The 16,970-nt window shown below is 49.2% G+C and carries 16 protein-coding genes and 1 riboswitch; of the genes, 1 reads left to right on the forward strand and 15 read right to left on the reverse strand.

Features of this window, described 5'->3' with window-relative positions:
• Nucleotides 1–14: 14 nt before the first annotated feature.
• From lysA to KNP87_RS10620, 12 genes are all read right to left on the reverse strand, one after another.
• A complete protein-coding gene (gene lysA / locus KNP87_RS10565) occupies nt 15–1,328 on the reverse strand; it encodes a diaminopimelate decarboxylase (RefSeq protein ID WP_214721623.1) in 1,314 nt (437 codons plus the stop codon).
• A gap of 12 nt (nt 1,329–1,340) precedes the next feature.
• A complete protein-coding gene (gene alr / locus KNP87_RS10570) occupies nt 1,341–2,399 on the reverse strand; it encodes an alanine racemase (RefSeq protein ID WP_214721624.1) in 1,059 nt (352 codons plus the stop codon).
• Entirely contained in the window at nt 2,399–3,331 is a 933-nt protein-coding gene (locus KNP87_RS10575) for a branched-chain amino acid transaminase (RefSeq protein ID WP_028106967.1), read from the reverse strand. Before KNP87_RS10575 ends, alr begins: the two co-directional genes overlap by 1 nt.
• A 25-nt stretch (nt 3,332–3,356) precedes the next feature.
• A complete protein-coding gene (dapD, locus tag KNP87_RS10580; RefSeq protein ID WP_026833934.1) occupies nt 3,357–4,064 on the reverse strand; it encodes a 2,3,4,5-tetrahydropyridine-2,6-dicarboxylate N-acetyltransferase in 708 nt (235 codons plus the stop codon).
• Nucleotides 4,051–4,797, reverse strand: a complete 747-nt coding sequence (gene dapB / locus KNP87_RS10585) for a 4-hydroxy-tetrahydrodipicolinate reductase (protein ID WP_119923670.1) — start codon at nt 4,795–4,797, stop codon at nt 4,051–4,053. The genes dapD and dapB overlap by 14 nt, the downstream gene beginning before the upstream one ends.
• On the reverse strand, nt 4,794–5,675 hold the full coding sequence (gene dapA / locus KNP87_RS10590) for a 4-hydroxy-tetrahydrodipicolinate synthase (RefSeq protein WP_119923669.1): 882 nt from the start codon (nt 5,673–5,675) through the stop codon (nt 4,794–4,796). Before dapA ends, dapB begins: the two co-directional genes overlap by 4 nt.
• 20 nt (nt 5,676–5,695) lie before the next feature.
• Nucleotides 5,696–6,688 carry an aspartate-semialdehyde dehydrogenase gene (locus KNP87_RS10595; RefSeq protein ID WP_214721625.1) on the reverse strand — a complete coding sequence of 331 codons (993 nt, stop codon included), beginning with the start codon at nt 6,686–6,688 and terminating at the stop codon, nt 5,696–5,698.
• Between the two features lie 12 nt (nt 6,689–6,700).
• Entirely contained in the window at nt 6,701–7,900 is a 1,200-nt protein-coding gene (locus KNP87_RS10600) for an aspartate kinase (RefSeq protein WP_214721626.1), read from the reverse strand.
• 113 nt (nt 7,901–8,013) lie between these two features.
• A riboswitch (Lysine riboswitch) is annotated at nt 8,014–8,191 on the reverse strand.
• A 66-nt stretch (nt 8,192–8,257) separates the two neighbouring features.
• Nucleotides 8,258–9,631 carry an argininosuccinate lyase gene (gene argH, locus KNP87_RS10605; protein WP_214721627.1) on the reverse strand — a complete coding sequence of 458 codons (1,374 nt, stop codon included), beginning with the start codon at nt 9,629–9,631 and terminating at the stop codon, nt 8,258–8,260.
• Nucleotides 9,628–10,833, reverse strand: a complete 1,206-nt coding sequence (locus tag KNP87_RS10610; RefSeq protein ID WP_214721628.1) for an argininosuccinate synthase — start codon at nt 10,831–10,833, stop codon at nt 9,628–9,630. The genes argH and KNP87_RS10610 overlap by 4 nt, the downstream gene beginning before the upstream one ends.
• Before the next feature lie 119 nt (nt 10,834–10,952).
• The gene (locus KNP87_RS10615; protein ID WP_214721629.1) at nt 10,953–11,381 is read right to left on the reverse strand and encodes a GNAT family N-acetyltransferase; all 429 of its coding nucleotides are present in this window, start codon (nt 11,379–11,381) and stop codon (nt 10,953–10,955) included.
• A complete protein-coding gene (locus KNP87_RS10620; protein ID WP_214721630.1) occupies nt 11,378–12,529 on the reverse strand; it encodes an alanyl-tRNA editing protein in 1,152 nt (383 codons plus the stop codon). Before KNP87_RS10620 ends, KNP87_RS10615 begins: the two co-directional genes overlap by 4 nt.
• A gap of 128 nt (nt 12,530–12,657) precedes the next feature.
• Here KNP87_RS10620 and phnF point away from each other — a divergent pair, with 128 nt between their 5' ends.
• Nucleotides 12,658–13,395, forward strand: coding sequence for a phosphonate metabolism transcriptional regulator PhnF (gene phnF, locus KNP87_RS10625; protein WP_214721631.1), 738 nt, complete (start codon nt 12,658–12,660; stop codon nt 13,393–13,395).
• Between the two features lie 63 nt (nt 13,396–13,458).
• On the opposite strand, the gene KNP87_RS10630 is transcribed toward phnF, so the two are convergent.
• The 3 genes from KNP87_RS10630 to nagA all read right to left on the reverse strand — a co-directional run bounded on the left by KNP87_RS10630 (nt 13,459) and on the right by nagA (nt 16,671).
• The gene (locus KNP87_RS10630; protein WP_214721632.1) at nt 13,459–14,556 is read right to left on the reverse strand and encodes an LCP family protein; all 1,098 of its coding nucleotides are present in this window, start codon (nt 14,554–14,556) and stop codon (nt 13,459–13,461) included.
• A 204-nt stretch (nt 14,557–14,760) separates the two neighbouring features.
• On the reverse strand, nt 14,761–15,519 hold the full coding sequence (gene nagB / locus KNP87_RS10635) for a glucosamine-6-phosphate deaminase (RefSeq protein ID WP_214721633.1): 759 nt from the start codon (nt 15,517–15,519) through the stop codon (nt 14,761–14,763).
• A 3-nt stretch (nt 15,520–15,522) separates the two neighbouring features.
• A complete protein-coding gene (gene nagA, locus KNP87_RS10640) occupies nt 15,523–16,671 on the reverse strand; it encodes an N-acetylglucosamine-6-phosphate deacetylase (protein ID WP_214721634.1) in 1,149 nt (382 codons plus the stop codon).
• Between the last annotated feature and the right edge of the window lie 299 nt (nt 16,672–16,970).

Genomic DNA, 16,970 nt, shown 5'->3' on the forward strand with positions numbered 1-16,970 from the left:
GTGTTTTTGGTTTTTTAAGAGGATGGAATGTTTTCCAGTCCCAAATCACACTGGATCAAGTCGGCATAAGTCTGTCGACGCACGACTTCACGGGACTCCCCGGCGTTGACGAAAACAACAGCCGGTCGTAAAAATTGGTTGTAGTTGCTCGCCATCGAATAGTTGTAGGCACCTGTTCCGAACACAGCCAGTGTATCTCCACTGACCGGTTCCGCTAGGTCAGCTGACTCAGCGACCAAATCTCCTGATTCACACGCTGCACCAACAACTGTCACGTGACGTGTCTCTCCCTGGATTCGATTGGCGATGACCGTTTCGTACACTGCTCCGTATAAAGCAGGACGGATGTTGTCCGCCATTCCGCCGTCGACGGACAAATACGTTCGAACACCTTGTACTTCTTTGATTGCCCCGACGGTATACAGGGTCGTTCCTGCATTCGCGACGACCCAACGTCCCGGCTCAATGCCGATTCGTGGACGATCGATGGCGAGACGGGACGTCTCTTCGTCGATAATCGCCATCACCCGCTCCATCGTCTGTTCAAAATCAAGTGGTTGATCCGCTTGCGTGTAGGCAATTCCGAATCCGCCGCCAAGATTGACTTCACTTGCGACGAACGCCGTCCGTTCACGAATCGTTTCGACAAACCCCATCATCGTCCGGGCTGTCCGTTCAAACAGTTCAATCTCTTGAATTTGCGAACCGACGTGACAATGAATGCCGAGTAAGACCAGATGTTCCGCTGCTAAAACGGCTTCCACCGCTTCCAGATACGACTCATCATGCGTTGAAAAACCGAACTTTGTATCGACACCACCGGTCTGAATTTTCGTATGAGCCCCACCAATGACTTGCGGCACGATCCGAATCAGGACGTGGACCGTTTGACACGCTTCTGCGGCAATCTGATTGAGTTGGGCGATTTCGCCGTAATGGTCGATGACAATCTTACCGACACCTTCTTCGACGGCATAACGTAAATCCTGTGTCGACTTGTTCGAGCCGTGGAAATAGATCCGTTCAGCCGGTACACCCGCTTTGCGGGCAATAAACAGTTCGCCGCCCGTTACGACATCGATTCCAAGGCCGTGCTTGACGACTTGCTGATATACGGCACCAATCGTCAACGCTTTAGAAGCAAACGAGGCATACGTATTCGGATATTTTTCTAAAAAGGCATCCCGTACGGTCGCCAGACGGTCTGTCAATTCACGCTCTGCCATGACATAAAGCGGTGTCCCGTATTGTTTCGCAAGCGCCGTTGCCGCCACACCATCGATTTGTAATTCATTCTCTTGTTCCGTCAAATATTGGCTTCCGTACATCTGGATTCCCCCTTATAAATAACGATGTGTCAAACGCCACGAACGGGCACACATCTGCTCCGAATTATTGGCTGTGCCAGTCCGGGTGATATCATCGATTTCGATGCCGTCCCCGTACAGTACAACTTTGTCACCGATTTGAACCGTCGAATCGATGGCGATGAATGTATGACTCATGAACAATTTGCTGATGATCGGATATCTTTTCCCGTTGATGATGACCGGAAGCGATGAGCGTCCGCGGACGACCCCGTCTCCGTATCCAACCGGCAGAACAGCGACACGAATTACTTCCGGCGCCGTATACGACGTACCATAGCCAACGTGTTCCCCTGCCTCCACTTGACGAATCTCAACGACTTCCGTCGTCATCCGGAGGGATGGCACGAGCCAGTCCATTTTTTCAATCGGTGAGTAACCGAACAAGAAAATACCGGGGCGGACATAGTTACAAAAAGCGAGACGTGGATCATGTTTGACGATCGTCGCGCTATTTTCTGCATGCAGATACGTAAAGTCATGTTCCGCACGTAATGGTCCGCCGATTTCGAGGAATCGTTCGACCTGACCATCATGATCGGCTCCCGGCTCATCCGCCAGTGGAAAATGCGTGTAGAGCCCCGTCAGGATAAGTTCCTGTTCGCGCACTGTCTCAAGTACCGCTAACGCTTCTTCAAGCGAACTGACACCAAAACGGTTCATCCCGACATTTATTTTTAGATGAAGTTCAATTCCTGATAACTCAGCCTGATGACGTTTCAGCCAGTCGAGTGAAGGAATTCCAAGTGCTACTCCATGCAACCGGACTTCTTTAAAATGCGACGCCGGATTCATCGCCAGGACATAACTGTCTGGAAAATTCGTTTTGATTTCAATTGCTTCGTAGACTTCTGCCACTGCGAAATGCCGGACACCGGCTTCCATCAATGTGGCGACCATCTCAATCATTCCTAAGTTATACGCATTGTTTTTGACCACGGCAAAAATCTGCTTATTGGACCGGGCGAAAACCGATGCGACGTTATGTCGCACCGCTTCCCGATCGATTGTAACGACAGTTCGTGAACTCATTATTCTGCGATGGCAGGTGTCACGTAAGTCAACCATGCCGCATATTGTGGCAATTGACCCGAGACCGCTTGACGGTAAAGACCAAGTAACTCATCTGCGACAGCCCGTGTTCCGCCGTTGATGACGATATGATCAATTTCACCGACACTAGTGATTTCTGCAGCTGTACCCGTCAAGAAGATTTCGTCTGCGACGTATAACTCATCACGACCGATATGACGTTCGACGACCGGATACCCTTGATCCTGCGCAAGACGCATGATGACTTGACGTGTGATACCGTCAAGAACCGAACAGTCGAGTGAAGGCGTATAAATCGTGCCGTTTTTCAACATAAACAAGTTGGCGACACTCGCTTCACTGACATTTCCGTTCATATCAAGGGCAATCGCCTCATCAAATCCATCACGAAGTGCTTCCCCTTTTAAGAGTTGCGAGTTCATGTAGTTGGCGGCAGCTTTTGCTTGCATCGGCATCATCGTGGACGAAACGCGACGGTATGAAGCGACCTTCGCACGGATGCCGGCACCTTTATCAAAGTACTCACCGAGCTCCCAACAAGAAATCCCGACGTGAACCGTCGTATCTTTTGCCATCAGTGCCTGCCACGGTGTACCGAGGAAAACAAATGGGCGAATGTAACAAGATTCAAAGCCGTTTTTGGCGACAAGATCAATCGTCGCTTGGACGAGTTCTTCCACTGTATAAGGAATCGTCACGTGATAAAAAGCACAACTCCGGAACAGACGTTCAATGTGTTCCGTCAATTGGAAAATCGCCGGACCATCCGGTGTCGCATACGCACGGATTCCTTCAAAGAATCCACTTCCATAATGGATCGCATGTGACATGACGCTCGTATTTGCTTCTTTTGGATCATGAAAAACCCCGTCTAACCAAATCGCTTCACCATACTGTGTATCCACTGCCATGTGTTTTCCTCCTCTTAGACGTCAATCAGAGTGAACGTAAATCATCCACGAGTTGCGTCTTTTCTGCTGTTTTTTCGTCTTTCTGTTTGATCACGCGTGCTGGTGTACCAGCAACTACGCTACCGGCAGGAACGTCTTCTGTGACGACACTGCCCGCTGCGACGACGGCATCTTTTCCGACGCGGACACCTTCCAAAATAACGGCGTTCGCTCCGATCAAGACACCATCTTCAATGATGACCGGTGTTTTTGAAGGTGGTTCAAGGACCCCAGCGACCACTGCACCGGCACCTACATGAACGTTTTTACCAATCGTTCCGCGTGCACCAACGACGGCGTTCATATCAATCATTGTACCATCTCCGATCGATGCACCGATATTAATGATTGCCCCCATCATGATGACCGCATTGTCGCCGATGACGACATGATCACGAATCCATGAACCTGGTTCGATCCGGGCATTCAAATGACGTGTATCGAGCATTGGAACGGCACTGTTGCGACGGTCGTATTCGACGTGCACTTCAGTAATCCGGTCTGCATTCTCTTCTAAGAAAGTTGAAGCAAGTCCTGCATCGGCGAAGAAAATTTTGGATTGATCCGTTCCGAATGCCGTTGCTCCTTCAATCGTCAATCCTGCCAAGTCACCATTGACGTACAATTTGACGGGCGTTTGTTTTTTCGCATCTTTAATGAATTTCGCAATTTCATAAGCATCAGTTAATAACATGTGAATCCTCCTGTGTGTAGAGCGTCTCCAGTGTATAGAGTCCCGCTGATTTTTGAATGAGTGCTTCCGCCGCTTTGATGGCGCCTGAAGCGAATACTTTTTTGGATAACGCCGTGTGTTTGATTTCGATCAACTCATCGACCCCGGCAAACAACACTTCGTGTTCGCCGAAAATCGTTCCCCCACGCATCGAGTGCATCCCGATTTCGTTTGGTTCCCGCTTTTCACGCGTCGACTCCCGTTCGTAGACCGGTTGGACATTTCGTAAATCCTGAATGGTCCGGAGCAACAGCTCCGCCGTCCCGCTCGGTGCATCGACTTTTTGATTGTGGTGTTTCTCAAGCAGTTCGATGTCGAAAGCTCCAGCAAGCGGAACGAGTGTTTTCAACAACTGTTGCATCATCGCGATTCCAAACGACATGTTATACGATTGGAAAATCGGAATCTGTTTGGAAGCGTCACGAATCGTCTGCAGCTCGGCTTCCGAGAAGCCGGTCGTCGCAATGACGAGTGGTGTCTTCGTTCTCATGCCGTAATCCAGTAGATCCGGCAACAAGCTCGGATGCGAAAAATCAATGATCGCATCAACCGATTCCGTCATTTCGGCGAGCGTGCCGTATGAGGGCACACGTTCCGCCGTTTTCGTTTTGTCGATGACGGCGACGACGGCATCCGGTGCCAGTTCATGCACGTAATGTCCGGTCGCTCCGTATCCGTGAATGGCGAGTCTCATCCAACCACTCCTTTATAACTCCGCATCGTCTCAAGCAGGTGCGCATGTCCTGCTTCCGACTGACGGACGAGCGGCAGACGGGGGGCCCCGACGGCAATTCCGATTTCTTCAAGTGCTGCTTTGACGGGAATCGGATTGACGTCGCTGAACAAGGCGGAAATGACAGGCATCAGATCACTCTGAATCCGGCGTGCCGTGTCGTAGTCGTTTGCAAGCAGCGCTTCTGCCAAGGCTTGCGTCTCAGCCGGATACGGATTCGACAAGACGGAAATCACGCCTTGTGCCCCCCATGCCATGTACGGGAGAATTTGATCGTCGTTGCCGCAGAAAACGGCAAAGTCGTTTGGTAAAGCCGTCATCAGTTCACCCATGAAGCTGACATCTCCGCTCGCTTCTTTGAACGCTTGGATGTTCGGATGCTTCGCAAGCGTCACGGCAGTCTCAACTGAAATCGCCACCCCTGTACGTGACGGGACGTTATACAGCATGATCGGCAGCGAAACCGCGTCCGCGACGGCCGTGAAATGCGCCACGAGACCGGCTTGTGACGTTTTGTTGTAATACGGTGTCACGAGCATCGCTGCATCGGCACCAAGACGTTCCGCCGCTTGTGTCTTTTCGATCGTCTGCGCTGTATTGTTCGTTCCGGTTCCGGCAATGACAGGCACGCGTCCTGCCGTCACACGGACCGCGGTTTTCAGTAACGTCTCGAACTCTTCATTCGTCAACGTCGATCCTTCTCCTGTCGTCCCACCGACGACCAATGCTTGAATGTTTGCCGCGAGTTGTTGTTCGATGAGTTGTTCAAATACGGTTAAATCCAGTTCACCCGTTGACGTGAACGGTGTTGCCAGTGCTGTTCCTGCTCCTTTAAACATGTCGGATTCCTCCCCGTTTCTTAAGAATGGATTGAACTTTCAAGTGCTTGACGCGCCACTTGCACGGCGTTCGAAGCGGCCCCTTTTCGAATGTTATCGGCGACACACCAGATGTGGAAGGTGTTCGCAAGACTCTGATCCTGTCGAATCCGTCCGACGTATACGTCATCCGTTCCACTGGCGTCAAGCGGCATCGGATACTGATTTTGACTGACATCATCGACCAGAACGACGCCGGGTGCTTGACGCAATGCTTCGCGGATTGCTTCGACCGTCGTCTCCTGCTCAAACGTCACGTTGATCGCAACGGAATGAGCGTTCGTGACCGGGACGCGGACACATGTCGCACTGACCGGCAACTCCGGTAAGCGGAAGATTTTGCGTGTCTCGTCAATCATTTTCTGTTCTTCTTTCGTATACCCATTCGGTAAGAAAACATCGATATGCGGCAGGATGTTATCGTGAATCGGGTGCGGATAATTGACCGGTTCTTCGCCGCGGCTGCCGCGGGCTAAATCCTCAATTCCTTTTTGACCCGAACCGGAGACCGCTTGATACGTCGTATAGTTGATACGCTGTAAACCAAACTGCTGAAGCGGGGCCAGGGCGACGACGGATTGAATCGTCGAACAGTTCGGATTGGCAATCAATCGATCGTCCGGACCGATTGCCTTCGGGTTTACTTCCGGTACGACGAGCGGGATATCCGCCTGCATCCGGAAGGCACTCGAGTTGTCGACGACGAGTGTTCCTGCTGCAGCGAGTAACGGGGCATACTGTTCACTGATCGTTCCGCCTGCTGCGAACAGTGCGACATCGATGCCGGCTTCTGTGATTTGCTCCGATAATGCTTGAATCGTAACGTCTTGCCCTTTGAACTGGACGGTTTTCCCGGCAGAACGGGCTGAAGCGTAAGCTGAAATTTGACGAACCGGAAAGTCGAGTTCCGCCAAGACTTGCAACATTTTTTGTCCAACGGCGCCTGTTGCGCCAATGACTGCTACATGATACATATGGTTTCCTCCTTACAGATCAAATGCATTGGCGATTGCTGCGACGGTCCGTTCGATGTCGGCTTGGGCAATCGTATACGAGATGCTGATTTCTGACGTCGTGACTTGATAAAACGTGATGTTTTCCGCCCGGAATGTCGCAAATAATTTCGAAGCGACGCCTGTTGCGTCACGCATTCCGATTCCAACGACCGATAACTTGGCATGTTGGTTATGACGGTCGACTTTGACGGTCGGGAAACGATTGATGATATCCTGCAAGGCTTCTTCCAAAAACTCTTCTTCGTCGAGCGGACACGAGAACGAGAGGAAGATGTCACTGTCAAACGTCGTCTGACTGATCATATCGATGTTGACGTGACGTCCTGACAACAATTCAAAGATATCTGCGACCGCTGAGTTTGTCTGTGGTACGTGTTTGATCGATACCGTCATGACGTTTTTTGTCACACTGACACTTGTGACCGCTTTTTGTTCCATCGTTTCCGTTGCCTCCATGATCCAAGTCCCTCTTTCCGATTCAAGTGTTTTTCCGACAAAGATGTGTACACCGTATTTTTTACCTAACTCGACACTCCGCATCTCCATGACTTTTGATCCGAGAGCACTCATTTCCATCATCTCATCGTATGAAATGTGCGGAATCGGCTGTGCTGTTGCATGAATCCGTGGATCAGCCGTATAAACGCCGTCAACGTCCGTATAGATTTCGCATCGTTTATCGAGAACGGCTGCCAGTGCGACGGCTGTCGTATCCGATCCGCCGCGCCCCAGTGTCGTGACATCCCCCAGTTCATTGACCCCTTGGAAACCAGCGACGATGATGACATCGTAGGTCTCCAGTTTTTTCCGGAGTAATTCGCCGTCAATTTGTTTGATTTTACTTTTCGTGTGGAGTCCCATCGTACTGATGCCTGCTTGTGCGCCCGTCTGGGACAAGGCTTTTGTCCCAAGTGAGTTCAAGGCGATGCTGAGCAACGAAATCGTCTGTTCTTCACCGATGGCAAGCAGACGGTCCAGCTCGCGCCGTTCCGGTCGATCCGTGATCGCCTGGGCTTGGGCAATCAATGAATCAGTCATTTTTCCCATCGCCGATACGACGACGACTAATTTTTCTCCTTGATCCGTCCGATTCTTCAAATAATTCGCAATTGACTGAATCTGTTCGACAGTCGCAACCGAACTACCACCAAATTTAAGTACAGTTGTCACAATCCTATCTCCTTTTGTCCCGAAACAGAAAAAAACGACGGGCCGGTAGGAGCGTTCCTACGGCCCGTCGTTATCACGATCGGACAAACGATGACAGTGTCATTCGTTCTTTTACGTAAGATAGCGCTCCGAAACGTGGGTTTCGGCAGTACAACGGATCTTAACCGTTGTACCAGCAATCAAGAAAAAGCATTTTCTTGTTCACTTCGGCGGATTTCCCCTTTCACATCACTTGGCATGCTTGCCTTTGTAAGTGTTGCTACTGATGTCATCCGCGCCTCTATCTGTCGGTTGTTAGTTACAGTTATAGCAAACATTTTTTGTTAAATCCAGTGATTTGCCAAACTTTTTTGATTTTTATAATTTTTGAAGGGTCTGCTTTGCTTGGGTCAGCTGTTCGCGAACAGCGTTAAAACCAGTCCCGCCATAACTCCCTCGTCTCGCGACGGCTTGAACCGGATCGAGCAACGGATAGACATCTTCCGTAATGACCGGATGGAATGTCTGATACGTCTCGAGTGTCAAATCCTTCAAGAAACAGCTGGTCTGGACACAATGCAGAACGGCTTTGCCGACGATTTCATGCGCTTCCCGGAAAGGAATGCCTTTTGTGACAAGGTAATCGGCCAGTTCCGTTGCATTCGAGAAGTCTTGCATTGTCGCCTTCTTGAGCGCTTCTGTCTTAAACGTAGCGGATTCGAGCATCCCGGTAAAAATCTGAACCGATTGTAAAACCGTATCAGCCGTATCAAAGACGCCTTCCTTATCTTCTTGCATATCTTTATTGTAAGCGAGTGGTAATGCTTTCATCGTCGTCAAGAACCCCATCAAGTTTCCATATACCCGTCCTGTCTTTCCGCGAATCAATTCTGCGAAGTCCGGATTCTTTTTCTGCGGCATCATGCTTGATCCCGTCGAAAACGCATCGGACAGTTCAATGAACGAAAATTCTTGTGACGCCCAGATGATGATTTCTTCACAGAACCGTGACAGATGCATCATGACCGTCGACGCGATGCCAAGGTATTCAATGACGAAGTCCCGGTCCGAGACGGCGTCCAAACTGTTGGGATAGACGTGTTCAAATCCAAGCAACTCGGCTGACTTGAACCGATCAATCGGGAAAGTCGTTCCGGCGAGTGCACCGGCACCAAGCGGTGACATCCGGACCCGTTTTAAGTTGTCCGTCAGTCGCTCGGCATCACGCTCAAACATCCAAAAGTAAGCCAGCAAGTGATGCGCGAGCGAAATCGGTTGGGCTCGTTGCAGATGGGTATACCCCGGCATGATCGTTTCGACGTGTTGATCCGCTTGTTCCGTAATGACGGATTGCAGATTGCGAAGACTCGACAGGAGTTCAAGAACATGCTGCTCCATCCAGAGATGAAGATCAGTTGCGACCTGATCGTTTCGACTGCGCGCTGTATGCAGTTTACCGGCAACAGGACCAATCTGTTCTGTCAACAACCGCTCGAGGTTCATATGGATATCCTCATCGGCCAGTGAATAGACATGCTGATCAATCGTCGTTTGTAAATGATTGAGTCCGGCTTCGATTTGTTGCCATTCCGTCTCCTCGAGAATCCCTTGTTCGTATAACATCTGCGCATGGGCCAGGCTGCCTTGTAAATCGACAGCCGCCAGTTTTTGATCAAATGAGATCGATGCGCCGAATGCCTCCGCCTGAGCGGAAGCACTTTCCGTAAACCGTCCGCCCCATAGTTTCGTCATTTTTTCACGCCTTCCTGACGATGGACACTCGCATGTGTCGCAATCGCTAGACCATGCAGTTTGATGAATCCTTTTGCCGCTTCGTGATCAAAGGCATCTTCTTTTGTGTAAGTCGCGAGTTTCTCGTCATACAACGAAACAGCCGATTGACGTCCGGTGACGGTTGCGTTCCCTTTATAGAGTTTGACACGAACTTCGCCGGTCACATCTTGCTGTGTCGCTGACAAGAACGCTTTGAGCCCTTTTGTTAACGGGGCATGGAACAGTCCATTGTAAATGGTTTCTGCATATTGTTTGCTTAAAATCGGTTTGAAATGAGCGACATCTTTTGTCAACGTGATCGTTTCGAGTGCTGCATGCGCTTTGAGTAAAACTGTCGCGCCCGGGCATTCATAGACTTCACGTGATTTGATTCCGACAAGACGGTTCTCGACGTGATCAATCCGACCGACTCCGTGCGCCCCTGCAATGATATTCAGTTCTGTAATCAATTTTGCGAGTGGATATGCTGTTCCGTTAATGGAAACCGGCACGCCCGCTTCAAAGCCGATGATGACTTCTTCTGCTTGATCCGGTGCGTCTTCCGGTGCGACGGTTAAAGCGTACGCATCTTGCGGCGGCTCCGTCCACGGATTCTCAAGGACCCCACATTCATTACTGCGTCCCCATAAGTTCATATCAATTGAATACGGGCTGTCGAGGTTAATCGGAATCGGCACATCGTTTTCTTTTGCGTAGGCAATTTCTTCTTCACGTGACCATTTCCACTCGCGGACCGGTGCGATAACTTCGAGTGACGGGTCAAGAGCAGCGACCGAAACTTCAAACCGGACTTGGTCATTACCTTTTCCGGTACAACCGTGCGCAACCGCTGTTGCACCATGGGCATGTGCGACTTCGACCAGTTTTTCAGCGATCAACGGGCGGGAAAGAGCTGAAATCAGTGGATACGCGCCTTCATAATGAGCGCCGTATTGAAGTGCCGGTAAGACAAACTCGTTCGCGAACTTCTCTTTGACATCAAGGACAATTGATTCAACGGCTCCGACAAGCAATGCTTTTTCTTTGATGACCGTCAAATCTTTTCCTTCACCAACATCCATGCATAACGCGACGACATCATAGTCCTTGCTTAACCATTTGATGGCGACTGAAGTATCGAGTCCACCGGAATACGCTAAAATCAATTTTTGTTTTGTCATTACTAATTCCTCCTTGATATCGACTGTATCTGTCTGTATAAAAATTCACTATGGATTATATATATACATAAACTTTCAAAAAAAGAAACCCTTTTTTAGGATTTCTCATAAAATAACCGTTAAATTTTTTTCTCCATCGTCCGGTGTGGAATACCGGCATCATCAAATTCATCCGATACGATTGTATACCCGAGACCTTGATAAAACGGAATCGCCTGGACTTGGGCACCGAGTGTCAAAATCGTCCGCCCTTCCCGTCGAACCACCCGTTCCATCGCCCGCATCAATTCACCGCCGTATCCTTTACCCCTTGTCGCAGCAAGCGTCGCGACACGTTCCACCTTCATCCGTTGTTCGTCATAGGGACGTGTCCGTCCCGTTGCAACGGGACGATTCATTTCATCGAGAACGAGAAGATGAATCGCCGTTTCATCGTGCGTGTCATATTCCAAATTGCGCGGCACCCCCTGTTCTTCGACGAAAACGCGCTCGCGAATCATCCGGACTGCCTGTTGTTGTTCTGCTGTCTTTACCTGAATTACCGTCATGTATGTAATTCCTCCTTCAATGCTTCGATATAGCCACTTGCATCTTCATACGTCGTAAACAAGGCTTGGGCATTTTTTTCGCTTCCGCCGCCGCGTCCATTAAATTGTTTTAAGTGGGTTTTCGCAAATTTGCCGAGATGGACCGGTCCTGAACTGCACATCAATAATTTTTTAGCGGCCTCATTCCAAATCAATGCTGTCCGTTTTTCCTCCGCCAGAGCTTTCATCATCTTTTCGGAAAATCGGATATTTTCCTGTTCATGGTGCAACACCAAGACGGAGTCTGATGAAGTCAACACCTGTTGCAGAACGGTTGTGACATGTAAATCTTCCGCTTGTCCAATTTGACGGTTCAACCGGAGTTGCTCCTGTTTGAGTTCTTCGACAACTGTGTGGACCTGATCCTTTTTCGCGGACAATGCCCGTGCCGTCTCGGTTAAAACCCGTCGTTCAGCCGTCAACAAACGGAAAGCGCGATCTTTTGCAACATACATCAAACGGACATTCCCCCGGACCTTTTCCTGACCCGTGAATAAAATCAGTTCCAGTTCCGATGTCGATTCAAGATGCGTCCCTCCACAAGCACTGTAATCAAGTTCGCCGATCTGGACAACCCGAATCTGTCCTGTCACTTGCGGTGTTTTCCGTAACGGTAATCGGACAGCATCGGCTTCTATATATTCCGTTGCTGTAATCGGCAACGCTGCTCGAATGACACTTCGCAAGCGGTCCTCAAGACGGTTTTGAATCGTTTCAGTCCATTCGTTCAACTCAAGATCAAGTGTCGATTCTTCTGATCCGGTACGGAAGCTGACCGTCTTGATTTGAAACTCGTCTTGAAGAATCGCGGAAATGACATGTTGGGCTGTATGCTGGGCGGCATGATCTGTTCGCGTACTGTCATCGATTGTACCTTGAACTTCGTTTTCAAGGAGTGGTGTTTCAAGTCGATGCCAAACGATTCCCTCTTCAAGTTGCACATCAAGGACCGGGATCCCATTCAGTGTGCCCTGATCGGCCGGTTGACCGCCGCTTTCCGGATAAAAATAACTTTTCTCAAGCGCAACCCATTGCCCTTGCTGGTCTTTGACATCCATCACGGTCGTTTCGAACGTCCGGACCTCCGGGTAAATTTGTTCAAGACGCATCCTACGTCCACCTTTCTTCATCTGATTTCGCTTCTATTATGCCACAAATTAACTACAATCGTTTGTCGGCATCCCCTTTTCCTAGTACACTAGATGAAAGACTATCGACCGCGAAGGGACGAAATGCCGTGATTCAGCACATCAATAAAAATTCACCACTTCCAATCTACTACCAAATTGAAGCTGCCTTAAAACAACAAATCGAAAGCGGCTTGTTACAGCCCGGTGATTTGATCCCTTCTGAACGAGAGTTCGCCGAAGCTCATCAAATCAGCCGAATGACGGTGCGTCAAGCGATTTCGAATTTAGTGAATGCCGGCTATCTGATCCGTCAAAAAGGACGGGGTACGTTCGTCGCCAACAAAAAAATCGTCATGCAACTGTCTGGATTAACCAGCTTTTCGGAGGAAATGGAACATCTCGGTCTGGAGCCTGCGAGTGAACTCTTGTCCTATCAAATGATTGCTGCTGAAATGCCGATTGCCAACAAACTCGGAATTCGTGAAGGGGCTCAGATCTACGAATTAAAGCGGTTACGCATTGCCGATGAACAACCGCTTGCACTTGAAACTGTCTATATTCCGGAACAACTGTTACCCGGCTTGAATCAAGAAGTCGCCATCACTTCCTTGTATGCCTTTGCGGAAGCCAGTGGACTTAACCTCGGGCGGGCCAGTCAGACGTTCGAGTCACGTCTCGCTACAAAAGAAGAGGCACAGCATCTCGGATTGTCGGTCAGTTCTCCTGTGTTATCCGTCGAACAATTGACGTTTCTTGCGACCAATCAACCGTTTGAGTACGTCATTTCCGCGTACCGGGGCGACCGGTATACGTTTACGGTCGAAATGGAACGGCAACGTGGATGACCTGAATCGTAAAAAAAGACCGTTTTCTCATCATCAACTGATGGGAAAACGGTCTTTTAAAATTCATTGAACAGGTTCTTCTACTGTTGTTTCATCAGTCGATACAGGTGTTTCCGTCTCCTCTTCAAGTGGAGAAACCTCTTGTCCTTGCATCGCTTTTGCTAAATTCGCTTTGACGAGTTCCAACTGGTTTGGATCAAGGTGATATTCCCATTTACCGCTGATGCCGATATATCCTTCTCCGGCAAGCTGGTACTCTGTCGTATCACGTAATGCCGTCGTGAAGTCCGCCAGACGTGTGTAGTCGTTTGGACCAAGGTTCGTTTCGACGTTGTCTCCGACTGCATCCAAAATGTCACGGTACGCACCTAGTGACCGGAAGCTCGCCGCTTCTTTCGCAACAGCCTGAATGACTTGCATCTGTTTTTGACCACGACCAATGTCCCCAAGCGGATCGTCATGACGATTCCGGACATAGGCAAGTGCCTGTTCACCACTCAGATGCTGCATTCCTTTTTCGACGGTAATCGTCCCAGCTTTTCGCGCTGAATCCTGTTCTTTAAAGGCGTAACGGACATCGATATCCACACCGTCCAAAGCATCGATCAACTGAACGAACCCTTGGAAATTGACTTTGACGACGTGATCGATTTGAATGCCAAGCAGGTTTTCTGTCGTCTCACGTGCTAGCTTGATTCCATTGTAAGAGTTCGATTGATCCATCGAGCCAAAGTAATGGGCATGCGTGATCTTATCCTGCTCGACGCCTGTTTTTCCGTAAGGCACGTCGTATTTCGAATAGTCGATGTTGACAAGCGAATCCCGCGGGATACTCGTTAACACAAGCTGTTCGGTTTTTTTATTCAAGACCCCGACAATCATGACATCTGATCGTGCCGGTTCATTCCGTGATTTACTCGCTTTTGTCTCGTCCGTTCCTAAAATCAGGAATGACTCCGACGGCACATCGTCGTACTTCGAACTGACATTCGATCCTGGAATGTTAATTTGTGTTCGCGCTAATGTTTCTTGCGTTTTTATAAAAACTGCTCCCGCATAACCGGAACCAATGACAGTGAAGAGTAATAACAAGGCAGCAATCACTTTAAGGAACATCTTCCCGGCGCTCGGTTGCCTTTTTCTTGCTGATCTCGTCTGCATCTTTGAGCCCTCATTTTCATGTAAATTTTCTGTAAAGTTCACTATCCTCCATTATCCGGACTTTTATACAAATGTCAATTTACGATTCGGTTAAGATCAGATCGCAACATTCCTTTGACGTTGAACAAAAGTTACTTCGGTAAACAAAAAAACGTTCCCTGTCGCAAATACCGAAGGCATTGACGAAAAGAACGTTTATCTGACTCATTTCATGAAATTCGTATAGGCTGCCCGCCCTGTCCGCTTGGCTTCCTCTGATAATAAACTGGCTGCTTCTTCATCGAGAACAACCATGACATCCGCATGCCGTTGTAAAATCGTCGCCGGACAATCGACTGTCGCCGGTCCTTCCATCATGTCCCGAACCGCTTCCGCTTTTCGTTCACTGGATGCGACAAGCAAGATTTTCTTCGCTTCCATGATCGTTCCGATTCCCATCGTAATCGCTTCTGTCGGGACATCTTCCAACCGATCAAAAAATCGTTGATTCGCCATCCGCGTCGATTCCGTTAATTCTGTCACATGTGTTTTTGCGTCAAACGGTGTCCCCGGCTCATTAAAGGCGATATGTCCATTTGATCCGATCCCAAGCAGTTGAATATCGATTCCTACTGTTCGGACGAGTTGTTCGTACCGTTCACTTTCCTGATGAGAATCCGCCGTGTTGCCAATCGGCAAATACGATTCCTTGAACGTCACCGTATCAAAGAGATGCTCCTTCATGAACGTATGGTAACTATGCGGATGGTCCGGACTGAGGCCGACATACTCGTCGAGATTGACGGTCGTCACGTGACGGCAATCCAGTTCATCTTGACGCCACTCTTCATACACACCAAGTGGTGAACTGCCTGTCGCAAGTCCGATCGTCAAGCCTTCCGGATGTCTCAGAATCTCCTGCTTCATTAACTGGTAAGAAACGTTTGCTAGTTCTTCTGCTTTTTTTACAATCATCCATTTCATCCGTTATTCCCCCTCTTGTCCTCTAAATTGATGAATCGTCCCGCGGTGAATCGTCTGTTCCACTTCCAAATCAGGACTTAACACAACAAAATCCGCATCTTTGCCTTGTTCAAGCCGCCCTTTTTGTGTCAGACCAAACTCTTCCGCTTGATTGACCGATGTCATTTGCACGGCTTGTTCCAGTGAACAGCCGGTAAACGCAATGATATTGCGAAGCGCCTGATCCATCGTCAAAACACTTCCTGCTAAATTGCCAGTCGCGAGCCGCGCAGCTCCGTCCTTCACATATACCGCCTGTCCGCCTAATTCATACTCTCCGTCCGCTAAACCTTTTGCCCGCATGGCATCAGTGATGACTGTCAATCGTTCCGGACCTTTCATCCGGTAAGCGAATTCGACCATCTCTTTTGAACTGTGGATGCCGTCCGGAATAATCTCGGCGAACACCGTCCGCTCTAACAGACAGTACCCGACCGTCCCCGGTTCACGGTGATGCAAGGCCCGCATCTGATTGTAAAGATGTGTTCCGTGCGTGACCGCACCAGAACGATTTTGTTCAAACGTCGCGTCTGTATGACCGGCAGAAGGAATCGCCCCTGTTTCTCGGACGGCTGCTTCAAATGCCCGTGCGCCCGGTCGTTCCGGCGCATACGTGACCAGTTTGATTTGATTACCGGAAGCCTCTTGCCAGTTCAGGAACTGTTCGACGCTCGGTTCCACGATGTATTCCAAAGGCTGTGCACCGGCATATTCCGGATTGATGAACGGTCCTTCGAGATGGATTCCCTCGATCGTCGTTTGGCGAGAAGCTATGACCTCCCCCGCGACTTCCAAGGCTTTCGTAATCTGGTCCCAGTCTTGGGTGATCGTCGTCGCAAAAAAGGAAGTGACACCTTCCGCAAGCATCGCTTCACTGAAACGAACCAATCCTTCCCGGCTCGCATCCATCGTGTCGACATCGTATCCGCCATGGACATGAATATCAATCATGCCCGGTATCAACCGTTTTCCTTTTAAATCGATGACTGTCTCTTCACGTGGAATATACTCCGTCATCTCACCGATTTCTTCGATGACATGATCGAATCGGATGTAGCCGTCGTGAATGATCGTCTGACCTGTATAAATTTCTGCATGAATGATACTTGTCATGTTTTCGCTCCCTTTCGGTTCATGATTCCGGCCGTCAATGTTTCTTCTTCCCCAGTATAACGTGATTTATTCTAGTTGTATAGACCTTTATACATTTAATCGTGAATAGAAAAATGAAGATGATTCAAAAAAGAATCACTCGTCTTTTCACGCCCTTTCCTCTAGGAATTGCGTGTAACGAGTAATTCTTTTTTACGAGATAAGGGTGGCAGATTATCATTCTGCCACCCTTACCTTTGGAGAGACTGACTTTTGAGTCAGTCCTATTTTGTATAGCGACTGCCTCGGAAGCAATCCTT

It is taken from the genome of Exiguobacterium sp. s192 (genome assembly GCF_018618795.1).
In the GTDB taxonomy this organism is placed as follows: domain Bacteria; phylum Bacillota; class Bacilli; order Exiguobacteriales; family Exiguobacteriaceae; genus Exiguobacterium_A; species Exiguobacterium_A undae.

What these genes read in the sequence shown, in the direction of transcription:
- nagB (WP_214721633.1), bottom strand. Translation starts at nt 15,519, where the DNA reads ATGAAATGGATGATTGTAAAAAAAGCAGAAGAACTAGCAAACGTTTCT.
- KNP87_RS10615 (WP_214721629.1), bottom strand. Translation starts at nt 11,381, where the DNA reads ATGACGGTAATTCAGGTAAAGACAGCAGAACAACAACAGGCAGTCCGG.
- KNP87_RS10630 (WP_214721632.1), bottom strand. Translation starts at nt 14,556, where the DNA reads ATGCAGACGAGATCAGCAAGAAAAAGGCAACCGAGCGCCGGGAAGATG.
- nagA (WP_214721634.1), bottom strand. Translation starts at nt 16,671, where the DNA reads ATGACAAGTATCATTCATGCAGAAATTTATACAGGTCAGACGATCATT.
- dapD (WP_026833934.1), bottom strand. Translation starts at nt 4,064, where the DNA reads ATGTTATTAACTGATGCTTATGAAATTGCGAAATTCATTAAAGATGCG.
- KNP87_RS10575 (WP_028106967.1), bottom strand. Translation starts at nt 3,331, where the DNA reads ATGGCAGTGGATACACAGTATGGTGAAGCGATTTGGTTAGACGGGGTT.
- KNP87_RS10610 (WP_214721628.1), bottom strand. Translation starts at nt 10,833, where the DNA reads ATGACAAAACAAAAATTGATTTTAGCGTATTCCGGTGGACTCGATACT.
- KNP87_RS10620 (WP_214721630.1), bottom strand. Translation starts at nt 12,529, where the DNA reads ATGCGTCTTGAACAAATTTACCCGGAGGTCCGGACGTTCGAAACGACC.
- dapB (WP_119923670.1), bottom strand. Translation starts at nt 4,797, where the DNA reads ATGAGACTCGCCATTCACGGATACGGAGCGACCGGACATTACGTGCAT.
- alr (WP_214721624.1), bottom strand. Translation starts at nt 2,399, where the DNA reads ATGAGTTCACGAACTGTCGTTACAATCGATCGGGAAGCGGTGCGACAT.
- argH (WP_214721627.1), bottom strand. Translation starts at nt 9,631, where the DNA reads ATGACGAAACTATGGGGCGGACGGTTTACGGAAAGTGCTTCCGCTCAG.
- lysA (WP_214721623.1), bottom strand. Translation starts at nt 1,328, where the DNA reads ATGTACGGAAGCCAATATTTGACGGAACAAGAGAATGAATTACAAATC.
- dapA (WP_119923669.1), bottom strand. Translation starts at nt 5,675, where the DNA reads ATGTTTAAAGGAGCAGGAACAGCACTGGCAACACCGTTCACGTCAACG.
- KNP87_RS10595 (WP_214721625.1), bottom strand. Translation starts at nt 6,688, where the DNA reads ATGTATCATGTAGCAGTCATTGGCGCAACAGGCGCCGTTGGACAAAAA.